Annotated in this window: 20 protein-coding genes; 9 read left to right on the top strand and 11 right to left on the bottom strand. The window is 60.9% G+C overall.

The annotated features are described in order from the left end of the window. Positions 1–167: 167 nt before the first annotated feature. Together MME58_RS01905 and MME58_RS01900 are read left to right on the top strand one after the other, a co-directional pair. The gene (locus MME58_RS01905; RefSeq protein WP_054988391.1) at positions 168–1,574 is read left to right on the top strand and encodes an adenosylmethionine--8-amino-7-oxononanoate transaminase; all 1,407 of its coding nucleotides are present in this window, start codon (positions 168–170) and stop codon (positions 1,572–1,574) included. A 167-nt stretch (positions 1,575–1,741) separates the two neighbouring features. Further along, positions 1,742–2,461 (top strand): 16S rRNA (uracil(1498)-N(3))-methyltransferase, encoded by a 720-nt coding sequence (locus MME58_RS01900; RefSeq protein WP_054988392.1) that lies wholly within the window; start codon positions 1,742–1,744, stop codon positions 2,459–2,461. A 147-nt stretch (positions 2,462–2,608) separates the two neighbouring features. On the opposite strand, the gene trhA is transcribed toward MME58_RS01900, so the two are convergent. Beyond that, complete coding sequence (gene trhA / locus MME58_RS01895; RefSeq protein WP_054988393.1) at positions 2,609–3,223, bottom strand: PAQR family membrane homeostasis protein TrhA; 615 nt, start codon at positions 3,221–3,223, stop codon at positions 2,609–2,611. A 154-nt stretch (positions 3,224–3,377) separates the two neighbouring features. On the opposite strand from trhA, the gene MME58_RS01890 reads away from it, so the two are divergent. Continuing rightward, positions 3,378–4,304, top strand: coding sequence for a LysR family transcriptional regulator (locus tag MME58_RS01890; RefSeq protein WP_054988394.1), 927 nt, complete (start codon positions 3,378–3,380; stop codon positions 4,302–4,304). A 1-nt stretch (position 4,305) separates the two neighbouring features. On the opposite strand, the gene madM is transcribed toward MME58_RS01890, so the two are convergent. The 9 genes from madM to mdcA form a co-directional block, all read right to left on the bottom strand. Next, entirely contained in the window at positions 4,306–5,070 is a 765-nt protein-coding gene (gene madM, locus MME58_RS01885) for a malonate transporter subunit MadM (RefSeq protein WP_054988395.1), read from the bottom strand. 1 nt (position 5,071) lies between these two features. Beyond that, positions 5,072–5,488, bottom strand: coding sequence for a malonate transporter subunit MadL (gene madL, locus MME58_RS01880; protein WP_054988396.1), 417 nt, complete (start codon positions 5,486–5,488; stop codon positions 5,072–5,074). Positions 5,489–5,557: 69 nt separating this feature from the next. Beyond that, entirely contained in the window at positions 5,558–6,493 is a 936-nt protein-coding gene (gene mdcH / locus MME58_RS01875; protein WP_054988397.1) for a malonate decarboxylase subunit epsilon, read from the bottom strand. Beyond that, the gene (locus MME58_RS01870) at positions 6,490–7,128 is read right to left on the bottom strand and encodes a malonate decarboxylase holo-ACP synthase (RefSeq protein ID WP_054988398.1); all 639 of its coding nucleotides are present in this window, start codon (positions 7,126–7,128) and stop codon (positions 6,490–6,492) included. Before MME58_RS01870 ends, mdcH begins: the two co-directional genes overlap by 4 nt. Next, the gene (gene mdcE / locus MME58_RS01865; RefSeq protein WP_055004883.1) at positions 7,122–7,922 is read right to left on the bottom strand and encodes a biotin-independent malonate decarboxylase subunit gamma; all 801 of its coding nucleotides are present in this window, start codon (positions 7,920–7,922) and stop codon (positions 7,122–7,124) included. Before mdcE ends, MME58_RS01870 begins: the two co-directional genes overlap by 7 nt. Beyond that, positions 7,919–8,770, bottom strand: a complete 852-nt coding sequence (locus MME58_RS01860) for a biotin-independent malonate decarboxylase subunit beta (protein WP_054986810.1) — start codon at positions 8,768–8,770, stop codon at positions 7,919–7,921. Before MME58_RS01860 ends, mdcE begins: the two co-directional genes overlap by 4 nt. Then, positions 8,763–9,062, bottom strand: coding sequence for a malonate decarboxylase subunit delta (locus MME58_RS01855; protein ID WP_054986811.1), 300 nt, complete (start codon positions 9,060–9,062; stop codon positions 8,763–8,765). The genes MME58_RS01860 and MME58_RS01855 overlap by 8 nt, the downstream gene beginning before the upstream one ends. 1 nt (position 9,063) lies before the next feature. After that, positions 9,064–9,939 carry a triphosphoribosyl-dephospho-CoA synthase gene (locus tag MME58_RS01850; protein WP_054986812.1) on the bottom strand — a complete coding sequence of 292 codons (876 nt, stop codon included), beginning with the start codon at positions 9,937–9,939 and terminating at the stop codon, positions 9,064–9,066. Beyond that, positions 9,939–11,615 carry a malonate decarboxylase subunit alpha gene (gene mdcA, locus MME58_RS01845; protein ID WP_054986813.1) on the bottom strand — a complete coding sequence of 559 codons (1,677 nt, stop codon included), beginning with the start codon at positions 11,613–11,615 and terminating at the stop codon, positions 9,939–9,941. Before mdcA ends, MME58_RS01850 begins: the two co-directional genes overlap by 1 nt. Before the next feature lie 253 nt (positions 11,616–11,868). On the opposite strand from mdcA, the gene MME58_RS01840 reads away from it, so the two are divergent. Then, positions 11,869–12,261: a PAAR domain-containing protein gene (locus tag MME58_RS01840; protein WP_054986814.1), complete on the top strand. Its 393-nt coding sequence runs from the start codon at positions 11,869–11,871 to the stop codon at positions 12,259–12,261. 1,056 nt (positions 12,262–13,317) lie between these two features. Here the strand turns inward: MME58_RS01840 and MME58_RS01835 are convergent. Continuing rightward, entirely contained in the window at positions 13,318–14,097 is a 780-nt protein-coding gene (locus MME58_RS01835; RefSeq protein WP_054985129.1) for a ParA family protein, read from the bottom strand. 305 nt (positions 14,098–14,402) lie between these two features. Here MME58_RS01835 and MME58_RS01830 point away from each other — a divergent pair, with 305 nt between their 5' ends. Genes MME58_RS01830 through MME58_RS01810 form a run of 5 tightly spaced genes read left to right on the top strand, consistent with a single transcriptional unit; the run spans position 14,403 to position 16,951 of the window. Beyond that, the gene (locus tag MME58_RS01830) at positions 14,403–15,122 is read left to right on the top strand and encodes a beta-ketoacyl synthase chain length factor (protein ID WP_054985130.1); all 720 of its coding nucleotides are present in this window, start codon (positions 14,403–14,405) and stop codon (positions 15,120–15,122) included. Beyond that, positions 15,098–15,910 (top strand): lysophospholipid acyltransferase family protein, encoded by an 813-nt coding sequence (locus tag MME58_RS01825; protein ID WP_054985131.1) that lies wholly within the window; start codon positions 15,098–15,100, stop codon positions 15,908–15,910. The genes MME58_RS01830 and MME58_RS01825 overlap by 25 nt, the downstream gene beginning before the upstream one ends. Next, positions 15,885–16,145, top strand: a complete 261-nt coding sequence (locus MME58_RS01820) for a phosphopantetheine-binding protein (RefSeq protein WP_055004884.1) — start codon at positions 15,885–15,887, stop codon at positions 16,143–16,145. The genes MME58_RS01825 and MME58_RS01820 overlap by 26 nt, the downstream gene beginning before the upstream one ends. A 9-nt stretch (positions 16,146–16,154) precedes the next feature. Continuing rightward, positions 16,155–16,409, top strand: a complete 255-nt coding sequence (locus MME58_RS01815) for an acyl carrier protein (RefSeq protein WP_054985132.1) — start codon at positions 16,155–16,157, stop codon at positions 16,407–16,409. After that, complete coding sequence (locus tag MME58_RS01810) at positions 16,406–16,951, top strand: COG4648 family protein (RefSeq protein WP_055004885.1); 546 nt, start codon at positions 16,406–16,408, stop codon at positions 16,949–16,951. The genes MME58_RS01815 and MME58_RS01810 overlap by 4 nt, the downstream gene beginning before the upstream one ends. Positions 16,952–16,956: the final 5 nt, after the last annotated feature.

Below are 16,956 nucleotides of genomic sequence, written 5' to 3'. Positions count from 1 at the left end.
CCCGGCACATCGACTTGCTGCGCAGGATACGCGAGCCATCAAATAGCCGCCAGCAATGTCCATCGGCCTTTAAAACTGCATCAAAGGTTGTCCCGCAGCCGGGCATTGCATAGGCTTGCGCGATTGTTCGTCCTCGCATCAAGCGAGTCGCTACCCGGAGATTGAAAATGGGCCTCAATGACCAGTGGATGCAACGTGACCTGAAGGTCCTGTGGCACCCCTGCACCCAGATGAAAGACCACGAAAATCTGCCGTTGATACCGATCAAGCGTGGCGAAGGCGTATGGCTGGAAGACTTCGAGGGCAAGCGTTATCTGGATGCTGTCAGCTCCTGGTGGGTCAACGTTTTCGGGCACGCCAACCCGCGTATCAACCAGCGCATCAAGGATCAGGTCGATCAACTCGAGCACGTGATACTTGCCGGCTTCAGCCATCAACCGGTCATCGAGCTGTCCGAACGGCTGGTCAGCCTTACACCTGAAGGTCTGACCCGCTGCTTCTACGCCGACAACGGTTCCTCCTGCATTGAAGTCGCGCTCAAAATGAGCTTTCACTACTGGCTCAATCGCGGCCAGCCTGACAAAAAGCGCTTTGTCACCCTGACCAACAGCTACCACGGCGAAACGATGGCGGCGATGTCGGTGGGTGATGTGCCGCTGTTTACCGAAACCTACAAGGCGCTGCTGCTCGATACCATCAAGGTGCCAAGCCCCGATTGCTATCACCGCCCGGACGGCATGAGCTGGGAAGAGCATTCGCGCAACATGTTCGCGGCCATGGAGCAGACCCTCGCGGAACACCACGCCAGCGTTGCGGCGGTGATCGTCGAACCGCTGATTCAGGGCGCGGGCGGCATGCGCATGTATCACCCGGTCTACCTCAAGCTGCTGCGCGAGGCCTGCGACCGTTATGGCGTGCACCTGATCCACGATGAAATCGCGGTAGGCTTCGGCCGTACCGGGACGATGTTCGCCTGCGAGCAGGCTGGCATCCGTCCGGATTTTCTCTGCCTGTCCAAGGCGCTGACCGGGGGCTACCTGCCACTGGCGGCCTGCCTGACCACAGACGATGTATACGACGCGTTCTACGATGACTACCCGACGCTGCGTGCGTTTCTGCACTCCCACAGCTACACCGGCAATCCGCTGGCGTGTGCTGCTGCGCTGGCGACGCTGGATATCTTCGAACAGGACAACGTCATCGAGAACAACAAGGCCCTGGCGCAGCGCATGGCAACGGCCACCGCGCATCTGGCGGATCATCCGCACGTCGCGGAAGTGCGCCAGACCGGCATGGCTATCGCTATCGAAATGGTTCAGGACAAAGCCGGCAAGATCGCCTACCCGTGGCAGGAACGCCGTGGCATGAAAGTCTTCCAGCATGCGCTGGAGCGTGGCGCATTGCTGCGGCCGCTGGGCAGCGTGGTGTATTTCCTGCCGCCGTATGTGATTACGCCGGAGCAGATCGACTTTCTCGCAGAAGTGGCCACCGAAGGTATTGATATCGCGACGCGCAGCAGCATCAGTGTGGCGGTGCGGGAGAACTTTCATCCGGATTTCAGGGATCCGGGCTAGGGGCTGGAATTTGCGGCGTCGCGACTGACTTCTTCGCGGACAAGTCCGCTCTCACATGTGTAGCATCTTTGCGGACAACGCCGCCCTACTGTGGGAGCGGACCGGGCGACGCTTCGCTTGTCCGCGAAAGGGCCATCACAGAACAAACACCGGAACCGAGACACACCATGAGACTGTCGCGCTTTTTCACTGAGACGCCGCTGAGCCTGGGCGAACACGAACTGCCTGAGGCCCAGGCGCACTACATCAGCCGCGTGCTGCGCATGACCGAAGGTGACGCGCTGCAACTGTTCGACGGTTCGGGCCTGGAATTTCGCGGCACCTTGCTCGATGTCGGCAAGAAACGCGTGCATGTGCAACTGACTGAGCGCTTTGCCGGGCAGGTCGAGTCAGCCCTGCGCGTCCATCTGGGTCAGGGGCTGTCGCGTGGCGAGCGGATGGACTGGGCGATTCAGAAGGCCACTGAGCTGGGCGTTAGCGAAATCACCCCGATCGTCAGCGAACGCTGTGAAGTGCGGCTCAAGGACGAGCGCGCCGAGAAACGCCAGGCGCACTGGCAGCAGATCGCGATCAGCGCTTGTGAACAGTGCGGTCGCTCTGTGGTGCCGGTGATTCATGCACCGATGCCGCTGGCCGAGTGGATCAAGCGTACCGAGGCCGACTTGAAGCTGGTTCTGCACCCGGTGGCCGAACCGCTGACCAGCCATGACAAACCAGCCAGCCTGGCCTTTCTGATTGGTCCTGAAGGGGGCCTCAACGATGCGGAAATCGATCAGGCGCAAGCCGCCGGTTTCCACGCTGCCCGCCTCGGCCCGCGCGTTCTGCGCACCGAAACCGCGCCGGTGGTCGCACTGAGCGTGGCACAGCAGTTGTGGGGCGATTTCTGATCGCAGATGATCGTCCCCACGCTCCGCGTCATCTGCGCCACATTGCAGGCTCAAGAGCAGGCGCGGGAGCGTCCAGAACTGCATGACCACGCTGGAGCGTGGTCATGCTAATCGAGCCCAACGAAAGCCTGACGTCAGCGGCCACTTTCACAGCACATAAAAGCAGATCGCCACGAAGTGCATCAAGCTGCCGCCAATGACGAACAGGTGCCAAATGCCGTGAAAGTGGCGAATCTGGTCGTAGGCGAAGAACAGGATGCCGACGGTATACAGCACGCCACCACCGGCCAGCCAGATGAAACCCGCCAACCCCAATGCAGCCAGCAGCGGTTTGACAGCCACCAGAACGATCCAGCCCATCACGGCGTAGATCACGATGGACATGATGCGCGCTTCGGAACGGGGTTTTATTTCCTGCACAATGCCGATCAGCGCCAGCCCCCAGACGATGCCGAACAGGGTCCAGCCCCATGCACCGCGCAGTGTGACCAGACAGAACGGTGTGTAACTGCCCGCAATCATCAAGTAGATCGAAAAGTGATCGACCTTTTGCATGATCGATTTAGAACGGCCCTTCACGCTGTGATAAACCGTGGAAACGCTGTACAGCGTGACCAGGCAAGCGCCGTAGATCGCGATACTGACGACCTTCCAGACGTCGCCATGCAGGCTGGCCATCACCAGTAGCCAGATCGCGCCGACGGCGGCAAGCACCGCGCCGACCAGATGAGACCAGGCGTTGAATTTTTCTCCGTAGTACATCCGCTCACTACCCTCTTATGGCGAAAACACTTGGTGCAGAGGCTCCGGGTTATTGAAACAAAGTGCAACATCCATGTCAGTGACGGATATTTTAAGCAGCTATCCGCGCATGAGTTGTGCACAATCAGCGCACGTAAATAACAAGCGCCACGACATGCAGATCGATGACGAACTGACGCTCAAGAAACTGGAAATATTCCTGGCCTTCATGCGCACCGGCAATCTGGCGCGGGCGGCGGAGGAGTTGCAGACCAGCAACGTCAGCGTGCACCGCGCCATCCACTCGCTGGAAAGCGCCTTGCGCTGCCCGCTATTCAAGCACGAAGGCCGCAACCTCACGCCGCTTGAAAGCGCCTACGTGCTGGAAGAGCGCGCACAGAAGCTGGTGCAGGACGTGCTCGCCACGGTGGAGCTGACTCGTCAGGCGGCGGGCTTTTCGGCGGCGCGGTTCCGGCTCGGGGCCTTGTATTCACTGACGGTCAAGACTGTGCCACAGCTGATCATGGGCTTGAAGATACGCCGCAGCGAGCTGAATATCGACCTGATTCTGGGCTCGAACATGGACCTGCTCTACAAGCTCAAGAACATGGAAGTCGACGCCATGCTGGTGTCGCTGGATGAAAGCACCCACGACCCGGACTGCGAGCACCTGGCGCTGTTCTCCGACGATATCTTTCTGGCTGTGCCCACCGACTCGCCATTTGCCGAGCACCATGAAGTAGACCTGGCCGACCTGCGCGAGGCGACGTTCATCACCCTGACACAGGGCTTCGCAACTCATCGCGATGGCATACGCGTATTTCAGCAGGCCGGGTTCGAGCCCAAGGTGGCGATGCAGGTCAATGACATCTTCACCCTGCTGAGCATGGTCAGCTCCGGCGTTGGCTATGCACTGCTGCCTGGACGGATCGCCGCGGTTTATGAGAACCGCGTGCGACTGATTCCGTTGCAGAGCCGATACCGGATGCAGCAACACATCGGCATGGTCTTTCTCAAGTCCAGAGAGCGGGACCCCAACCTGCTGGCGCTGCTCGCCGAGTGCCGGATGTATGCGAATCGTCTGCTGGAGCAGACGACCTGACCTAGCCGACGATAGCACGCACGATGAAATACAACACCGACGGCCCCAGCAGACAACCAAGCCCGGTATGGAAAGTGGCCGTCAACGCGCCATAGGGCACCAGACGCCGGTCTGTCGCGGCCAGCCCGGCGGTAACGCCGCTGACGGTACCCGCCAGGCCGCCGAAGACCATCGCCGAGCGCGGGTTGTCCAGCCCCATCCAGCGTGCAGCTACAGGTGTGCCGACCATCACCAGAATCGCCTTGATCAGGCCGGTGGCAATCGATAACGCCATGACGTCGGAAGTAGCGCCCAATGCAGCCCCCGTCACCGGGCCGACAATGTAGGTCACCGCCCCGGCACCGATAGTGGTCATGCTGATTGCGTCACGATAGCCAAACGTCCAGGCAATGCTTGCACCGACGATAAACGGCAGAATGGTGCCCAGCAGCAAGGCAACGGCTCCGATCATCCCCGCCTTGCGCGCTTCGGTGGCTTGAACTTCAAAGGCGGTGGCGACGATGGCAAAGTCACGCAGCATCGCGCCGCCCATCAGGCCGATGCCGGAAAACAACGCCATATCGGCCAGACCTTTCTGGCCTCCGGTCAAGGTCCCGCCCACCCAGGCCAGAATCAGCCCGATGACGATCGCGATGGCCGAGCCGTGTACCCGGCCAAACGTCAGCCGTCTGGAAAGCACCACCGAGACCCACATGATGATGCCGACAAAGGCAAATGCGGTGATCAGACCGTTGTGTTCAAGTCCCTGCTCGATCAGTGGCCACATGTCAGCGACCTCCAGCCGGGGCGACATCGGGCGTCAGCAACGGCTCTTCCTTGGGGAGAGGCTCGCCACGGTTGGTGCGGCTGATCACTGCGATGGTGCAGGCACACAGCACCACCGAACCGACAGCGGCCAACACGGCGACCGGCCCGCCCTTGAGCGCAGTCACGACATTCTGTTGCGCAGCCATCGCCACCACGACCGGTATGTACAGCGCGCCCCAGAAACCGACGCCCATTTCACAGTCCTTGGTCATACCGCCGTGTTTCTGCATCCACAGACGCGCGCAGATCAACAGGATCATTGCGATCCCGACCCCGCCTACATTGGATTTCACGCCCAGCAGAACGCCGAGCATATCGCCGAGAATCACGCCCGCAAGCGTGCAGATAGCCAGTAGTGCAACACCGTAGATAATCATTGTTGTTATTCCTCTGTTTGCATTGCTGAAGTTGTTGTTTTTGTCCTTCGTAGCAGCTGCACGGCGGCTCTATAGGGTGCGGCAGCCCTCCTCGCGCGATAGAGCGACCAGGCTGTCCAGACGCGCGGCCTGAAAGGCCAGCGCCGTTCCTTGCTGAAATACCTTGCGCGCCAGCCCGGTCAGCACCGCACCGGGTGGCAATTCGATGTGCAGGCGCACGCCTCGCTCCCAGGCGGTTTCCACAGTGCTACGCCAGTCGATGACCCGGCACATGTTGAAGGCCAGGTCGTCGCGCAGTTTCTCGGCACTTGGCACAAGTCGCGCGCTGCTGCCACTGAGGTAACGTATCTTCGGAGCCTGAAGCGCAACCTGTGAAAAGGCCTCGTCCAGTTGATGCGCGGGCGCGTCCAGCAGCGCGCAATGCGATGGCACGCTGACTGCCAGACGCTTGACCGCAGCAGCGCCAGACGCCTTGGCCAACTGACCGACCTTATGCATGGCCTCGGCGCTGCCTGATATCACCATTTGATTGTCGGCGTTGATATTGGCGAGAAAAACCGGTGCCTCCGGGCTGTGAACCTGGCCGATCAGCGCCTCGACCTGCGCCTGATCCAGGCCGATCAGCGCAGTCATGCCGTAGCCTTGCGGCCATGCGTTCTGCATCAGTTCGCCACGCAACGCGACCAGCCGAACCGCATCGTCGAAGGCCAGCGCCCCCGCAATCACCGCTGCCGGATACGCACCGATGGACAGTCCTGCCAAGTAATCCGGCACACAGTCCTGCACTTGCAACACGCGGGCACAGGCAACACCGGCGATCAGCAGACAGAGCTGAACGGCGCGGGTCGATTGCAGCGCCTGAGCGCTGTCCAGTGCCAGTACGTCTTCGCCCAGCGCGTCGGCGGCTTCCTGCAGACAATCGCGAGCAACGGCATCGTCCGGCAACCGATGCAGCATGCCTGCCTGCTGTGCGCCCTGGCCGGGAAACACCCATAGACTGCTCATGCGTACACCTCGACCCGATGCCACGGATCTGCAACCAGCCGCGCGCCCTCGGAAGTCTTGAGCAGTACCCGACCCGTTGGTCGGGCCCATTCGCGCAGTGCCACGCCACCGTGATCAAGTTGTAGCTGGACATCGACTCGACAGACCGATGTTTCCAGCGCTTCGACCAGTTCGGCTGCGCAACGGCGACTCAACGGCTCGGGCGTGCGCAGAATCAGGTCCAGATCGCTGTCCTGATTCAGCGCCGCGATACCGCTGGCCAGTTCGAAACCGGCACTGCCACCGATGCCCCAGACCCGTTCCAAAGCATCCATGACTGGACGGACCTGGCGCAGCGCCCGCAACGCCGGCCAGTCCTGAATGTGCCCGGTCGGGCAGGCGACCAGTTGCTCGGGGCTGACTTGCCTGTAGACGTCCGCCAGCGACATGTTCGCGGCATAGCGCTGCTCACGCCCCCGGCCACGCAACCCCACCGCCACCTGACCAGCCGTCACTGCCTGACGACGCACGACCACAGGGTGCCCGGCCAGCACCGCCTCGACCGCCCATGCGGGCGCGTCGTCCGGCAAGCAAGACAACGGCATGCCCCATAGCAAATCATGGGGCCGCGCTGCAAAGGCGCTGTCAGTCACCATTGCGCCCGCAATAACTGGCGTACAGTGGCCGATGCCGCACGGTTGCTCGCGCCCAGACGGCTGCTCAAGTCCACTCCGCCGGCCTGCACATCGTTGATCGCGTTACTCAGTACATTACGAACCTGGGTCAGGTCATCCGCAGCGGGCTGTTCGATCTGGCTGACCGAGAGGGTTTCCCACAGCAGTCCCAGACTGGCGTAGCTGTCGATATCGTAGGCCATCGGCGGGATGCTGGCGGCCAGCTTTTCCAGCTCGTCGACACTGCGCAGCGTTACACGCGCAGCCGAAGCCTTGCCCATTGCATGCACCATCACACCCGGATCACGCAACGCAATCAGCCGATTGGCCTGGTAACCATGGGCCAGGAAGGCACCGGACATTGCCTTGCCGACCAGCAGGCCAATGACCGGATGACCGGCGAGGCGCGCTCGCGCGTAGCTGTCCACTGCCCCGGCCAGCGCCTGGTGAATGCCGAGCGCTTCCTCGCGACGGCCGTAGGCCTGACTGGGCACGTCGACAATAGCGATCAGTGCGCGTTTCGCGGCGCGATCGCGATCCTCTTCGATGGCGTCATCCACCGCCTTAGCCAGGCCCCAGCCTTCCAGCAGGCCCACTTCGCCCTGACGCGCCCGGGGAAAACGGTTGGCGGTATCGGCAACTACTGCCAGAAAGCGTACCGGCTGCTCGCCCAGAACCCCGTCGGCCACTTTCAGCGAGGCAGGCAGGCCGCTCACTTCGCTCGCGCCTGCGCTCAGTGCGTTGAACCAGTTCAACCCCCGTTGTGAATAGCTCATGACCGGGCTCCTTGATAAAGGGTGCGTACCCCTTGCGCATCGATTTGCGGTTCGGTGTCGAGGCTCGCCAGGCGTTGCAGGAACAACGCGTACTGGCTACTGCGATGCGTTGCCGGTACGCCCTGTTTGAGCCAGCCGCTGACCTGCTGCCTGACATCGGCCACATCGTCTGCGGCAAAACCGTCCACCAGATCGCTGGCAAAGCGCTGTTCGCCACCGGTCAGGCTCCAGATAAACGGACGGTCGCGGGAGTCGTATTCTTCGATGCCGGCTTCCTGCTCGATCACCTGCGGACCATTCAGACCAAGACGGGCTTCCTGAGTCACCAACAGATAGCTGCACAGCCCGGCAGCAATGGACATCCCGCCAAAACAACCGACACTGCCCGCCACCACGCCGATGACCGGCTGGTACTGACGCAGATCGACCATCGCGGCATGAATCTCGGCAATCGCCGCCAGCCCCAGATTGGCTTCCTGCAAGCGCACACCACCGGTTTCCAGCAGCACGATTGCCGCAGTGGGAACGCCGTTGCGGTTGTCTTCGGCAGCCAGCTCCAGGGCACCCGCCATTTTCGCGCCACCGACCTCGCCCATGCTACCGCCCTGAAAGGAACCTTCAATGGCCGCGATGACTACCGGCAGTCCATCGACAGTGCCCTTGGCGACTACCACACCATCGTCGGCCTGAGGCACAACACCTTGCCGGGCCAGCCAGGGCGACATGACACGGTCGAACGGGCCGAGCAATTCCCGGAAGCTGCCAGCATCCAGCAAGGCGCGGGCACGCTGGCGGGCACCGAGCTCGATGAAGCTGTGCTGGCTCAGCAAGCGTGCGGTATCAGTCATGGCCGATCTCCTCGAAACCCTGCTCCAGACGCAAGCGCACGACGCCGGGCGTCGCACCGAAGTCATGAATATCGATACTCAAAGCCGGTGGGGTCTGGCCGTCGAACATACGCTCGAACAGGTGTTTCCAGCGCAGCGAGGCACCATTGACCGATGTCACCACCTGAATCGACAGGGTGCCCGGCTGGCCGGGCTGCAGCAGTACCTCCAGATCACCGGAGCCCACAACGCCCACCAGTGCACGGCCTTTGGGTGGCTGGCCGGCAGGAAATTCAAAAGACAGGGTTTCCATTTCAGACATTCCTCGAAACAGGGCCGAGCGCAGGCTCCAGGCCATCGATGAACAGGCAGGCAGCCAGCAGATCGGCCGCACCGCCAGGCGAAGCATTAAGTGCCAGCAGTTGTTGATCCAGTTCGTTCAGTGCGCGGCGACCGGCCAGGCTGGCACTGCCTCCCGCGTCAAGCACCCGCTGTGCGCCGTGCTGCATGGTGCGCAACCCTTCGATGCCGGCGCGATGCAGCACGCAGGTGTCGGCCAGGGTGGTCATGATGGCCAGCAGTGCATCCAGCCGGGCGTTCTGTTCGCCACCGCCAGCCGCACGGCTGCGCTGCAACTGCGGCAGAGCGAAATGCCTGACGGCCGGGAAGCCTTGTTGCGCCTGCTCTCTGGCCCCCATGACGCCGTAGCGGCGAACCACTGCATGACCGTGGCTGTTTTGTGCGATTACCTGACGATCCGTGATCTGTGCCAGACCGGCAGCACGTGCGCAGACGGCCTCGGCTGAACAATCCTGAACATCCAGCGCGACAGCCGTCACCAACAGGCCCAGCGCCCAGATCGCACCGCGGTGCGTATTCACCCCGGCGGTAGTGCGCAACATCGTGGCCTCGCCTTCGCGACCGAGACGCCCCAGCGCTTCACGCAATGGCTGGCCCACCACGCCGAATTGCAGAGCGGCGTCGGCCATCGACTTGAAGGTCGGCCAGAGTGACAGCGCCGAGGAATGCATCAGGCCCAGGTGAAGGTCGGTGTGCGCGCCGCTGCCACGCCGGTCTACCAATGCAGGTTTGGGCGACAGGTCGGCTTCGTCGATCAGGGCATCCACGGCCCGATCAGCCAGTCGCTCGGCCAGCGAAGCCGGTTGCGGTGTCAATTGGAGTGCGCTCATTACCAACTCCTGAATTTGGCAGGCGGGTTATAAAGACCACCGGACCACTGAACCAGATCGGCAATGCTCTTGGCAGCCAGCAGTTCACGGTTGGCATCGGTACGCCGGATACCCAGGTCCTCCGGCAGCGCAATCAGCCCTTCACGGCGCATGCGTGCCGTGTCTTTGGGGTCGTGGCGCAGGCCGATCACCGTCACACCGGCCACCGCCGCAATCATCGCCTGACGCTCTTCAAGGCTGCGCGCCTTGTACAGGTAGGCGATGCCTTCCTCTGTCAGCAGATGGGTGACGTCGTCGCCGTAGATCATGATCGGTGCCAGCGGCATACCACTTTTTTTCGCCACCTCAACGGCATCCAGTGTTTCGACGAAGGTCGGTTTACCGCCTTCCTGGAACGTCTCGACCATCTGCACCACCAGCTTCTTGCCGCGTTCCAGATAAGCCGCCGGGCCATCGTCATGCTGCTGGCGCATGTCGAGCCAGGCCGGTGTGGCGTGACGCCGACCGCGTGGGTCATGGCCCATGTTCGGCGCACCACCAAAGCCTGCCAGACGGCCACGGGTGACGGTTGAAGAATGTCCGTCACCATCGACCTGCAGGGTCGCGCCGATAAACAGGTCCACTGCGTATTGCCCGGCCAGTTGGCAGAGCTGGCGGTTGGAACGCAACGAACCGTCGCGTCCGGTGAAGAACACGTCCGGACGGGCGGCGATGTAGTTCTCCATGCCCAGCTCGGTGCCGAAACAATGCACGCTCTCGACCCAGCCGCTTTCGATGGCCGGGATCAACGTCGGGTGCGGATTGAGCGTCCAGTTGCGGCAGATCTTGCCTTTCAGACCCAGCGACTCACCATAGGTCGGCAGGATCAGTTCAATGGCGGCGGTGTTGAAACCAATACCGTGGTTCAGGGACTGGACGTTATGTTTTTCGTAGATGCCGCGAATCGCCATCATCGCCATCAGCACGTGCACCGGCTTGATATGACGCGGGTCGCGGGTGAACAACGGTTCGATATAGAACGGCTTGTCAGCGACCACCACAAAATCTACCCACGAAGCCGGGATGTCCACCCGTGGCAGCTCGCTGACGTCGTCGACCAGTTGATTGACCTGGACGATGACGATACCGTCGCTGAATGCGGCCGGCTCGATCAGCGCCGGAGTGTCTTCAGTGCTGGGCCCGGTGTAGATGTTGCCGGCGCGGTCGGCCATGAAACCTGCCGCCAGCACCACGTTGGGGATGAGGTCCACCACCAGCCGTGAATAGAGTTCGATGTAGGTGTGGATCGCGCCGATTTCCAGCAGGCCGTCTTCCAGCAACTGACTGATGCGCAGGCTTTGCGTGCCGGCGAACGAGAAGTCCAGCTTGCGCGCAATGCCCTGTTCGAACAGGTCCAGATGCTCGGCACGGCCAACGCTGGGCATGATCATGTGCAGGTCATGCACCTTGCCCGGATCGACTTTGGCCAACGCGCGGGACAGAAAGTCCGCCTGCTTCTGGTTGTTGCCTTCAAGCACCACACGATCACCGGAAACCAGCAGGGCCTCCAGTGCCGCGACGATTTTGTCGGTCGGCAACAGCACACCATCGGCCAACGCCCGCACTTGCTCCAGACGCCGCTGCTTCTCGCTGCGACGACGAGTCCAGCGTGCGTCAGGGGAAGTTGTTGTTGTCATGATCGCTCCACGATTTTGCTGTCGTGGGCCACCTTAGGAGCGATGGGGGGCGAGCATCAATCAAGCGGCGAGCGGAATCGTTACGGCTGGAGTAACGATGGGAATCGTGATCATTTTTTGCCGGACTGCGTAACATTTGCGAAACGCCCTGCTGATGTTTGCGTAGGACCGGTCTTTAACAGGGCTTTTGCACAATCGGGCAGCCGATTTTCGCCTAGCCTTGAGGCTTCCAGAACCCACAGGAAGCACTGCCATGTCGTTTATAGTCAGGGAAGGCGATCCAACCACCGCCGGCGGGTTTGTGCTGAGCGGGTCTTCAAGCGAAGTCATCGACCAGCGCCGCGTTGCCCGCATGGGTGATCCGGTATGGTGCCCGATGTGCACGAGCATCGGTTTCATTGCTCAGGGCAATCCGACGTATGTCGACGATCTGGTGGCGGTTGCCACGCAGGGGCACGCAGTGGAGTGCGGCTGCAAACCCGGCAGCAACCGGCTGAACGCCTCGCAGGAACACGTCCACGCCGACATGGACGCTGCTGTCACCATTTCCACCGAACGGGCCTTGGCCGCGCGGCTGCATGCCGAGCATCTGGCCTGCTCACTCAGAGACGGCAGCTACACTCCCGAGGTGCTCAGGTCGCGATGATTTCTGTGTCTGAGCGTTTTGCTGCCGGTTCCCGGCAGTTCGCGGACAAGTCCGCTCCTACAAAACCTAGATATCGCGTACAAGCAAAGCGCCGCCCGATCCCCACATCATCCGGCAGATTCGGCTTCGGCCCAGAGGGCGTGGGAGCGGACTTGTCCGCGAAGGGCTGCGAAGCGGCCCTGAGACAGGTTATCTCGGTCGCGCCTGATGTACCGTATGCATCGGTTTTGCTGCCGGTTCCCGGCAGTTCGCGGACAAGTCCGCTCCTACAAAACCTAGATATCGCGGACAAGCAAAGCGCCGCCCGATCCCCACATCATCCGGCAGATTCGGCTTCGGCCCAGAGGGCGTGGGAGCGGACTTGTCCGCGAAGGGCTGAGAAGCGGCCCTGAGACAGGTTATCTCGGTCGCGCCTGATGTACCGCATGCATCGGTTTTGCTGCCGGTTCCCGGCAGTTCGCGGACAAGTCCGCTCCTACAAAACCTAGATATCGCGGATAAGCAAAGCGCCGCCCGATCCCCACATCATCCGGCAGATTCGGCTTTGGTCCAGAGGGCGTGGGAGCGGACTTGTCCGCGAAGGTCTGCGAAACGTCCCTGAGACAGGTTATCTCGGTCGCGCCTGATGTAACGTATGCATCGGTTTTGCTGCCGATTCCCGGCAGTTCGCGGACAAGTCCGCTCCTACAAAACCTAGATATCGCGGACAAGCAAAGCGCCGCCCGATCCCCACATCATCCGGCAGATTCGGCTTCGGTCCAGAGGGCGTGGGAGCGGACTTGTCCGCGAAGGTCTGCGAAACGTCCCTGAGACAGGTTATCTCGGTCGCGCCTGATGTAACGTATGCATCGGTTTTGCTGCCGGTTCCCGGCAGTTCGCGGACAAGTCCGCTCCTACGTCTCGCGAGGTCGTGGACGAGCGAATACGGTATTTCAGACGATACATGTTCGGTGACTTTACAGGCCCTTTCGCGGACGAGGCCGCTCACACTGCTTTCGGCCAGAATCAAAAGCAGACTTGTGTATAACGCTGGGTGCTACGCGCGGTACATACCCATCACGGATGAGCATTGGTCTCCAGCAGGTGATGCAGGTCAACGAACTGCTGTGTCAGCTTGTGCCGTGGGTCGAGGTGGATGAGGGGCAGGTTGGCCTGGTGCGACTCGCGCATTTTCACTGAGGCGTTGAGGTAGACCGGCAGCACCGGCAGGCCCTCGGCGATCAGTTCGTCGAGCATCTGCTGCGGCAGGCTGGCCCTGGGCTGAAACTGGTTGACGATGATGCCTTCAACCTGAAGATCCTCGTTGTGATCCTCTTTCAGCTCTTCGATCTCGCGCATCAGCCCATACAGCGCCTGCCGGGAGAAGCTGTCGCAGTCGAATGGAATCAGGACGCGATCAGACGCGATCAACGCCGAAACCGCATAAAAATTCAGTGCCGGGGGCGTATCCAGGTAAATACGCTCGTAATCCTCACTCAGTTCGTCCAGCAATTTGCGCAGCTTGTTGATCTTGTGCTTGGCCTCGAGTTTGGGCTGCAAGTCGGCAAGCTCCGCAGTGGCCGTGACCACATGCAGATTGTCGAACGGGGTTTCATAGATATCGACGTGGTTCTTCTTGGCGAACGGAGCTGCCGACAGTGTGTTCTTGAAGAACTCGGCAATCCCCATCGGAATATCCTGTCCGGTAAGACCTGTGAGGTACTGAGTCGAGTTTGCCTGGGCATCGAGATCGATCAACAACGTCCGATAGCCTTCGTGAGCGCTGACTGCAGCCAGATTGCAGGCGATGCTCGATTTGCCGACACCGCCCTTCTGATTGAATACCACGCGACGCATGCTTTGGATTCCTTGAAAGATGAAGAAACAGCAGGAGTGGCCGATAACGACCTTGAAGGGTCGAGTCTAGGCAATGCATATGACAGCGGCGAGCTTATCGCAAAACGGCACTTGTCTGTCTGTCTCGCGGGATCAGACTTGAACTTTAAAATACACGCCTGTAAACGATTTTTATGTAACAAATTTGCTAGTCATGACCCCCATCGGGATAATGCGCGCACTCGGTCAAATTACCGCACCCAGGCTGATATCGACCTGATATCGATGTAGCGAGAAACAAGCCCGCAGGGGCGGGAAGAGAAGCCTTGATCACCTTCAACATTGCACGATGGCACGCTTGGGCTCCGGGCCTGGCGAGCGCAGACGACTGGCTGCAATGGAGCCTTGATCCGACGCTGCTGGAAACCAGTGACGCCGCGCCGGACGTGTCTTTTCTGCCTGCCATGCAACGTCGCCGCCTGGGCCGCATGGCGAGAATGGCATTTGCCGTCGGCTGGCCATTGACTGAAGGCCTGGGGCGCGTACCGCTGGTGTTTGTCTCGCGCCACGGAGAAACCCCGAGAACATTTGAAATCCTGCGTGATCTGGCCGCAAACGAACCGCTTTCGCCGACCCAGTTCAGCCTTTCGGTGCATAACGCGGTGATTGGTCTGTGGTCGATCATGCGCGGTGAAACAAGTGAGATGACAGCCCTGGCCGCCGCAGGTGACGGGCTGGAGTATGGAGCGTTCGAGGCCGCTGCGTTGCTGGCCGAGGGTGCAGAAGCAGTCTTGCTTGTGGTGACTGAAGAGCAGCCACCGCAGGCTTATGCCCAATGGATTGATGACGTGCCCTTTCCCTACGCCGTCGGCTTGCTGCTGACCGCCGGGAATGAGTGGCAATTGTCTCTGAACACCGATACGCAAGGCACCGAGCGGCCCCAGTGGCCACATGCACTGAACCTGCTGCGAGCCTTGCACACCCATCAGTCCGTCTGCCTGCACCCCTGGAATAACCGGTTATGGAACTGGCAACGCAACAACTGAAAAAAGGTCGGGATGCTTATTACTGGCGTCTGCTGGCAACCGCTTTCAGCTTTGCCCTGTTCGGGGTGAGCGGTCTGTGCCTGCGATTGTTCGTTTTTCCGCTCCTGAGTTGCCTGCCCGGGAGTGCGGCCAGTCATCAGCGCCGCGCCAGACGGACCATCAGCCGGCTGTTCTGGCTGTTCATCCGCATCATGGCGCGCATGGGTGTGCTGACCTATGAAGTGCAGGGTGCCGAAAAGCTTGGCCGTGCCGGGCAGATGATCATTGCCAACCATCCGTCGCTGATCGACGTCGTGTTCCTGATCGGTCTGGTACGTGACGCCAACTGCGTGGTCAAGCGCAGCCTGTGGGAGAACCCGTTCACCCGCGGCCCGGTGCGCTCCACCGGTTACATCAGTAACGATGGCAGCATGGACATGCTCGACGCCGCCGTGGATCGCCTGCAGACCGGCCAGACACTGATCATCTTCCCGGAGGGAACACGCACCCAGCCCGGCCAGCCACCGGTCTTTCACCGGGGCGCGGCTGCCATTGCACTGCGTGGGGCGAGCGTTATCACACCGGTGACCATCAAGGTCCAGCCAACCACCCTGACCAAGGCCGAACCCTGGTATCGCATTCCGCAACGCCGCGTGCACTTCATTTTGCGCGTCGGTGCCGATATAGACCCGACCGCCTTCAGTGCGCTGGGCCCCGCGCCCGTAGCGTCCCGCAAGCTCAACGATTACCTGCATGACTATTTCACCAAGGAGCTCGCCTCAGATGAGCGATCTGCACCAGGACATTAAATTGTTGATCATCGATGCCATGGGCCTCGAAGACATCACCCCGGAGGATATCGGCAACGATATGACGCTGTTTGGCGAAGGACTGGGACTGGACTCGGTGGATGCGCTCGAACTGGGCCTGGCCATCCAGAAGCGCTATGGCATCAAGATCGATGCCGACGCAAAGGACACCCGTAACCATTTCGCCAGCGTCGACAGCCTTGCGGCCTTCGTCAGCGCCAGACAACCGGCCTGAGAATTGAACATGCAAACCCGTGAAGACATCTTCGAAATCCTGCGTACCGCCATGGTGGAACTGTTCGAACTGGAACCCGAGAGGGTCGCGCTTGACGCCAACCTTTATCAGGACCTGGAAATAGACAGCATCGATGCCGTGGACCTGATCGACCACATCAAACGCAAGACCGGCAAGAAGATTGCCGCTGAAGAGTTCAAGTCGGTCAGGACCGTGAACGACGTGGTAGAGGCCGTCTACAAACTGGTCAACACCACCGAATGAAGCGGCTGATTGGCCTGATTCTGGTGCTGGCCGGTGTGCTGTATCCATTTGCCGTTTACTGGGGAACCGAGCACTTTGCGCCATGGCAGTTCGCGCTGCTGCTGGGCGGCCTGTGGCTGGCGCGTGCGCTGACGGGCGAGCGCAAGCCCGGCAGCCTGGCAATGGCGGTTGTCGCCCTGGTCTTTTGTATGGTGCTCGGCACGCTCGACAGCCATGTGATGCTGCGCTGGTATCCGGTACTGGTCAGCACATTCATGCTGGGCCTGTTTGGCTCAAGCCTTGTTTACGGCCCGCCGATCGTGGAAAAAATGGCGCGCATAAACCGCCCCGAACTGCCTGAATCGGGCATCCGCTACACCCGTAAAGTGACACAGATCTGGTGCCTGTTCTTTCTGGCCAATGGCCTCACTGCAGCCATCCTGACACTGTGGGCACCGTTGTCCTGGTGGACGCTGTACACCGGCCTGATTTCCTACGGGTTGATGGGCCTGTTGTTCTCTGTTGAATGGATCGTCCGCCCATCCGCTGCGGGCGGCAAATGAAATGG

Source organism: Pseudomonas syringae pv. tagetis, from assembly GCF_022557255.1.
GTDB classification, from domain to species: Bacteria; Pseudomonadota; Gammaproteobacteria; order Pseudomonadales; family Pseudomonadaceae; genus Aquipseudomonas; species Aquipseudomonas caricapapayae.
This window is presented reverse-complemented; position numbering and strand designations above follow the sequence as displayed.

Bases quoted from the DNA above. Each gene is read 5' to 3' on its own strand.
- MME58_RS01905 (WP_054988391.1), top strand. From the start codon at position 168: ATGGGCCTCAATGACCAGTGGATGCAACGTGACCTGAAGGTCCTGTGG.
- MME58_RS01900 (WP_054988392.1), top strand. From the start codon at position 1,742: ATGAGACTGTCGCGCTTTTTCACTGAGACGCCGCTGAGCCTGGGCGAA.
- trhA (WP_054988393.1), bottom strand. From the start codon at position 3,223: ATGTACTACGGAGAAAAATTCAACGCCTGGTCTCATCTGGTCGGCGCG.
- MME58_RS01890 (WP_054988394.1), top strand. From the start codon at position 3,378: ATGCAGATCGATGACGAACTGACGCTCAAGAAACTGGAAATATTCCTG.
- madM (WP_054988395.1), bottom strand. From the start codon at position 5,070: ATGTGGCCACTGATCGAGCAGGGACTTGAACACAACGGTCTGATCACC.
- madL (WP_054988396.1), bottom strand. From the start codon at position 5,488: ATGATTATCTACGGTGTTGCACTACTGGCTATCTGCACGCTTGCGGGC.
- mdcH (WP_054988397.1), bottom strand. From the start codon at position 6,493: ATGAGCAGTCTATGGGTGTTTCCCGGCCAGGGCGCACAGCAGGCAGGC.
- MME58_RS01870 (WP_054988398.1), bottom strand. From the start codon at position 7,128: ATGGTGACTGACAGCGCCTTTGCAGCGCGGCCCCATGATTTGCTATGG.
- mdcE (WP_055004883.1), bottom strand. From the start codon at position 7,922: ATGAGCTATTCACAACGGGGGTTGAACTGGTTCAACGCACTGAGCGCA.
- MME58_RS01860 (WP_054986810.1), bottom strand. From the start codon at position 8,770: ATGACTGATACCGCACGCTTGCTGAGCCAGCACAGCTTCATCGAGCTC.
- MME58_RS01855 (WP_054986811.1), bottom strand. From the start codon at position 9,062: ATGGAAACCCTGTCTTTTGAATTTCCTGCCGGCCAGCCACCCAAAGGC.
- MME58_RS01850 (WP_054986812.1), bottom strand. From the start codon at position 9,939: ATGAGCGCACTCCAATTGACACCGCAACCGGCTTCGCTGGCCGAGCGA.
- mdcA (WP_054986813.1), bottom strand. From the start codon at position 11,615: ATGACAACAACAACTTCCCCTGACGCACGCTGGACTCGTCGTCGCAGC.
- MME58_RS01840 (WP_054986814.1), top strand. From the start codon at position 11,869: ATGTCGTTTATAGTCAGGGAAGGCGATCCAACCACCGCCGGCGGGTTT.
- MME58_RS01835 (WP_054985129.1), bottom strand. From the start codon at position 14,097: ATGCGTCGCGTGGTATTCAATCAGAAGGGCGGTGTCGGCAAATCGAGC.
- MME58_RS01825 (WP_054985131.1), top strand. From the start codon at position 15,098: ATGGAACTGGCAACGCAACAACTGAAAAAAGGTCGGGATGCTTATTAC.
- MME58_RS01820 (WP_055004884.1), top strand. From the start codon at position 15,885: ATGAGCGATCTGCACCAGGACATTAAATTGTTGATCATCGATGCCATG.
- MME58_RS01815 (WP_054985132.1), top strand. From the start codon at position 16,155: ATGCAAACCCGTGAAGACATCTTCGAAATCCTGCGTACCGCCATGGTG.
- MME58_RS01810 (WP_055004885.1), top strand. From the start codon at position 16,406: ATGAAGCGGCTGATTGGCCTGATTCTGGTGCTGGCCGGTGTGCTGTAT.